Source organism: Paraburkholderia sp. UCT2, assembly GCF_014397665.1.
In the GTDB taxonomy this organism is placed as follows: Bacteria; Pseudomonadota; Gammaproteobacteria; order Burkholderiales; family Burkholderiaceae; genus Paraburkholderia; species Paraburkholderia tuberum.
Map to the genome: position 1 here is coordinate 1 of NZ_VZQO01000096.1, position 5,816 is coordinate 5,816.

The 5,816-nt window shown below is 57.6% G+C and carries 4 protein-coding genes and 1 pseudogene; 2 read left to right on the forward strand and 3 right to left on the reverse strand.

From position 1 onward, the window contains the following. Nucleotides 1-585: 585 nt before the first annotated feature. The 3 genes from F6X39_RS35570 to F6X39_RS35580 are packed head-to-tail and all read right to left on the reverse strand — an operon-like array spanning nt 586 to nt 3,640. Nucleotides 586-1,020 (reverse strand): hypothetical protein, encoded by a 435-nt coding sequence (locus F6X39_RS35570; protein ID WP_187620075.1) that lies wholly within the window; start codon nt 1,018-1,020, stop codon nt 586-588. Then, nucleotides 1,020-2,978: an RICIN domain-containing protein gene (locus F6X39_RS35575; protein ID WP_187620078.1), complete on the reverse strand. Its 1,959-nt coding sequence runs from the start codon at nt 2,976-2,978 to the stop codon at nt 1,020-1,022. Before F6X39_RS35575 ends, F6X39_RS35570 begins: the two co-directional genes overlap by 1 nt. 17 nt (nt 2,979-2,995) lie before the next feature. Next, complete coding sequence (locus F6X39_RS35580; RefSeq protein ID WP_187620076.1) at nt 2,996-3,640, reverse strand: SCO family protein; 645 nt, start codon at nt 3,638-3,640, stop codon at nt 2,996-2,998. A gap of 218 nt (nt 3,641-3,858) precedes the next feature. Here F6X39_RS35580 and F6X39_RS37760 point away from each other — a divergent pair, with 218 nt between their 5' ends. Both F6X39_RS37760 and F6X39_RS37230 read left to right on the forward strand, forming a co-directional pair. Further along, a complete protein-coding gene (locus F6X39_RS37760; protein WP_187620077.1) occupies nt 3,859-4,131 on the forward strand; it encodes a hypothetical protein in 273 nt (90 codons plus the stop codon). A 1,395-nt stretch (nt 4,132-5,526) separates the two neighbouring features. Then, nucleotides 5,527-5,816 (forward strand): annotated as a pseudogene (locus F6X39_RS37230) (hypothetical protein); the annotation flags it as partial.

Consider the following 5,816-nt stretch of genomic DNA (forward strand, 5'->3'; position numbering starts at 1 on the left):
GTTGGCCATTAGAACGTCGAAATAACGCGAAAGACTTACATCGTTATTCCGGAGCACGGCAGCATTCGTAAGCAGAGAGTTCTGATTCATCGAAACCCCAGGGCGGGTGTACGAAAAGGGTGGAAGCTCGATTTAATGTGCAGCCGATGCGGCGTTGCCAGATCTCGCTTTTTGTCACGGCTGAAATCGAATGCACAGGCCGAGTACGTCAGTCCTGCTCGCAACGCACCCGGAGAGGAAATCCCTATGATCTACCCCCCGCCGCGTGCTCGAAATAAATCGTCTTATCGTTTAAAAGGGACTTCCGCCGGGTCTGGCGCAGACTTCTAATTTTTTCGCATCCGATGTATTGCGCCAGCAAACAGAAATCGAGTTATTCATAGCAGACGTCATCGCAGCCTATCCGACGGCTTGCCGCACCTCCGTACGCTGCCGCACATTCGCGTTTTTCGCCCCAACGGGGTCATGCGCAATTGCGATGTCGCTATTTCGATCATTTCGAACAAGCGCCCGTATAGCGTGAACACACCGACAAAAGCTGGTGGAGCAAACGGCGCCGAATTCGCGCAACCGCACGCAAAGGTGCTAGCGCTTCGTCACGAAATGCCAGAGCGCCGCACACTCGGTCTCGGATATCCGGTAGTGAGGCATGGCTTTGCGCAACATCACGTTGACCGGGTCGATGCCTTCCCTCAGCGCCCTGCAGAACGTTGCCTGATCGTAACTGCTCGCCGGACCGTCCCTTCGACTCTTCGCAGGAAACAGGTTGCCGGCGGTCAAGGGTGGTGCGAATGCGTCGCCCGAGCCGGTTTGCGAATGGCAGTTCGCGCAACGGGTGGTCGAGCCGGGCAACAGACGATCGTCGTCGCGCAATTGCGCCTCAACCGAATGCTGCCCATTGAAGATCGAACACCCGAGATCGTTCGACTCACAAAGCGGCGCGCCATGCGCGACATACGTGATGTTCGCCAGCGCCAGCGCCAGCGCACGCGCCGCGGTTCGCCGTGACCGTAACGCCATCACTGGATCTGCACCGTGCGCGAAACGCTCGGCACGCCCTTCGCGTTCAGGCCAAACAGCATGTAGTAGCCAGGCACGACGACACCCGGATCAGAAGGAATATTGATCAGATATTCGCCCGCCGTTCCTACCGTGAAAGTCACGGGTACCCGCCGCTGCTCGTTGTTGACCGCGTGGGTCGACGAAGACATGCGCATCAACGCAAAGGCCGTGATGCCACTGCTGCCCGTTACGGCGATCGATGTCCCGAGCTGTGCCGTAGTGGGCGCGGCTGTGAGGGTCGGTCGTGTTGCCGCCGAGCCGTCCGCGTTGAGCAGGTACGGCGGCGTCAGTATTTCGAGGTTCGTATGGTTTGTCGAGCAGCTTCCGCACAGTCCACCGCCACCACTCAGTACGCGACCGTCCGACAACAGCAGTGCGATGCTGTGATAGTTACGCGGCACGGCTTGCGGCGGGAGCACCGAGAAAGTCTTGGTGGTAGGGTCCCACAACTCCGGCGCCAGCACGGCGGTGTCGTCCGAAAACGTTACCGGGTACGCCTCTCCACCCAGGACTACCACCTGACCGTTCGGCAAGACCACGCTGGTGTTAAAGGCGCGGCGGTAATTCATCGGCGTAAGCGTTTGCGTCACCGCGGTGCCGCTGCTGATGTCGATTAGCGTGGCGTCCGCAGTCGCGTTGGAATACTCGTAGCTCGGCGCACCGCCTACAGCCAGGATCTTGCCGATATCGTACATAACGGCGTTGCCGTTCATCGCGTCGGTATCGCTGCCCCGGTTGCCGGCAGGCGTCACGCTGCCCGCGCCGGCGGTATCGAACCAGTGCATGGCAACGCTCGGACCGGCGTGGAAGACTCGCCCATTTGCCACCGCAAACAGCCATGCATGATTGTCGGACCGGAAAATGCCAGCCGCGTCATTCGTGAGGATGTAGTCGGCGAGAATGGCGCTATTGACCTGCCAACCCGTACTCGGTGACCAGGTTTCGCCGGTCTTGCCGCCCTCGCCTCCGTTCCACGAGCCGCCCACCAGGAATACGTTGCCATTGCTCAACGTTACGCTGCCGTGGTAGGCGCGCGGAATAGTCATTAGAGGACCCGACGTCCATTTTCCAGTCGAAGGCGTGTAGAAACTCGTCGCGTCGCTGCTCGAGCCACCGGTGACGTAAATACGGCCATCCGGAAGATTGACGACGCCCGGGCAGAACATATCGTGGCCGGTATTCGTCACGAGAACCTGTTTGCTCGTGCCGGTGGTCGGGTTAAAGATTGCGGTGTATGTGTTGCCGGGGGTGACTTCGCCAGACGTAAAGTCCAGCTTCTTGTCGGAGGACCACACTACCACGGTGCCATCGGGCAGATTCGCCGCAGCTGCCGGCACGATCGACAGGTTATAGGGTGTAGTCCACTTCGCCGGCAATGTTTTCGCGGTCATGCCGCTGATCTGCCACGTCTGCAGAGCGGCTCCGCTGCAAGGCTGCTGCGTTATCTGCGAGCCCTGCGCCGTGAGGCTGGCAACAGCCAGACACAGGTGACTCTGCGACGCGACGATTGCAAAGCCGCCACCTTGCGGGATCAGCTGAAAGCTTTGATTCGCCTGGCCATTGCAGGTCCACTGGTCCGCCCCAGCGCCGGCGTCCGTGCTGACACCGTAGATGTCGAGGCAAAGTTTGCTGTTGACGTTGACGAACTGATAAAGCCCGTTGTTCTGCGTCAGTGTCCAGTGCTGGTTATTCCCGCCATTGCACGTCCACTCGATAACCGAGGCGCCAGGCGTCTTCGATTCGGCGTTCACATCGGCGCACAAGGTCGTGCCGTTGACGGTGAGCGTGCTCGATGTCTGCGCGTCGGCAGCTGCGGAGAACATCGAAAGCGCCGCCATGAATGTGATTGGCAGCAACGCTTTCACGCACCTGTCGAACAATTGCGAGAGGATCCCAAACGATCGGTTTTGTGACATAGCCTCAGTCCAATAGGTTACACACGCCCTAATGCGCCCAGTACATCGCAAACTTGATCCGCGCGAGGCAGGTCATCACTTCGCCAGCGCAACATTGCGTTCGCGTCGAAGCAGTAGATTTGGGTCGAGTGATCGGCAATGTTGCCGAGTGGCAGGGTGCTGCCCGAAAGCGCTTTGCGCATCCGGTCGACGTCCTGCAACGTCGGCGTGGCCGCCCGCCATTCGGGTCCGGCCTGGAAGCGCATGAGCCATGCGTGCAGCGCGGGCGGCGAGTCGGAAAGCGGATCGATTCCGATCGACACCAACTGAACGGGGTAGCGGTGCTGCAACTGCGATATCCGTTGCTGAACGGTGCTGAACAGCGCACCCTGCAAAGGACAAACTGAAGTGCATCCTGTGTAAATCGTCTGCAACGCAGTCACTTTCTGACGCAACAGGTCGGTTAGCAACCGTTTCTGGCCGCTTTGATCGACCAGCCAGAAGTCGTCGAGACGAATGGGTGGTGTGACGAGTCCTACGCTTGCGTGCTGCGCGTATAGCGGAAAAGAAACGCCTGCTAACGCCGCGGCCGATATGCCACGCAGCAGCGCGCGGCGTCCCGGACTTCGGACCGGCGCGCACGCACGCAACGCCGCGCGAGTCGGCGCGTGTTGATGGAACATGACTATGATCTCCCGCAACGTGTAATGGCTCGCAGAACCATTCGTCGCCATCTTTTATTGCGTGTTACCCGCGCGATAATGCGCACGAGTCGCGCGACGGCTACGTTCGCTTTCTAATTTCGAATTAACGGCATTCGGGAGCGTAGCAGAGAACCTTCCGGAAAATGACAGCGTCAGGCCCGCGACTTGCTCCGCTTTGTGAGGTCGGACACATAACAATGAAACTTCAAAAACTGGGTGTTTTAGAAAGCCCGAGCAAAACCCTATGTCGTCCTGAGATTCGTCGTGAGGCGGCGGAAATGGCGAAGTCGCGAAAATGGATTGCGCGCTCAAACGTGGCGGCAAGACGCGTCAGGCAGGCGGACCAGGTCGGCCTCGCCGAAGAGACTCGGCTGACCGTTACCGAACTGCCAAGCCCTGCTCCTACAACGAAGGGGTTGCCCAACAAGGCCTCAGCATCGGTACGATGGCAAGTCCGCGGTGGCGAATAGCAAGCAGCGCCGGTGTTCCGGCGGCCTCGAGTTTCGCCGCGACCACGGCGAGCCATTGCGCGTGTTTCGCTGGCGATGAGATGCAGGTTCCGCGCGCCTGGCTCCCGGCCGTCTCCTTGTTCCAAAGCACAAAGTCAAACCGTGGCAAAATTCGCATTCCGCGATTTATTTGATGCGAGCGGTGCGGCGCATTAAATGCCTCGGCAGCATTATTTTTCTTTCTAAAACCATACCGAAACATTTAATTGTCATTTAATTAGGTCCCCAGCCATCCGATAAGAACCATACATTGACGGAAATTAAAGCACCCCGACTGTCTAAAAGCGACAAGTAACAATTTTGTAACGGTCTTTTTGTTGTTTTGTGAATCTCGAACTCGGGCGCGAGAACGCGTCTGGATAAGCGTGGGAACGGAGGAGGGACCCGTTACCGATAGGATCACATAGCACAAATTTCGTTGTTACGCTTAGTTACGTCCGATGGGGCATGATTTGTTCCAATTCTGTATCATTCGTATTCATCAGATCACTCAGGGAAAACCTCGTCGATTTTAATTCGATTGGAAAAACTTCGCAATTTGCGACGAATTACCGAATCTTCCGATTGAAAATGATGAAAGCGGGTTTTCAGTAGGTCGCATTAAATCTGAAGATTAAACGCGATTAGTGCCCCACGCGAGTGCGGCAGCGGGCGGCTCTTGAATCTTGAAAAAAGCCGGTCATTAGTCGCTTGTACTTCGTGTTGTTGCGTATTTTTTCGTGGCGACGTCCTTATCACGCGAACGTTGTTCGTTTTAGCGGCCAGGTTCCATCGGCCTGATAGACAGATGTCCTTCTTCAGCAGACTCTCTCCAAGACTAAAACCGTCATTTCGTCGGCTTCCCCAGATCGCAAAAACTGCTTCGGCGCTTGCATTTATCGCAGGCGTACTAAGCCTTGCAGGTTGTGGCGGTGAAACAAGCGATGATGGCAGCACCGCGTCCGTGACCGCCAACTCCCTGCCTGCCGACACAGTCGCGAACGCGGCTACAGATCCGTACAGCAACGGCGTAGTGCCCCCCGACAATGGCTCTCCGCCGGTTCAGGCGAACGGTCAGCCTTATAACCGCGCCCTGGTGCAACGGGCGGGACAAGGCGATTGAACCGTTTCGCGACGATCGATACGAAACCCGCATATCCCGTGCAAGAGCATTTTCAATCGTGATGTCAGCGACCGTTGACTCACGCGTTTGACGTGTTTGCTTACGTATGCCATCGCTTCAGGCACTGATGGTCATCGGCAAACGTAATTCCAACGTTCTCGGCCCATCCCCGGTCAGTAGCAATTTATAGCTAAGCCATGAAACTCAGACTCTACTCACTATTCGCCGTTTTAGCCCTGTTGTGCGGGCAATCGATGCCAGCGTTCTCCCAGACGAGTTCGACCGCCGCCACCGCCAAGCAACTCGCGGCGCTGCAGCCGCCGCCCACCGGAAGCGGAAACGACCGTTTTGCAATGGACGTGAACTGCAATCTCTGGAGTGCGGATCAGACGGCGCTGAGCGAATGCTCAAAGGACATGGATCTGATTGCCGGATTGGGCGTGGGTACGGTTCGCCTCGGCGTTTCGTGGGACTTCATGACGCTGGCCGACGGCAGCACGCTGGACCCCAACAAAGTGGCCTTTCTGAAGTCGCTTCTGAACGC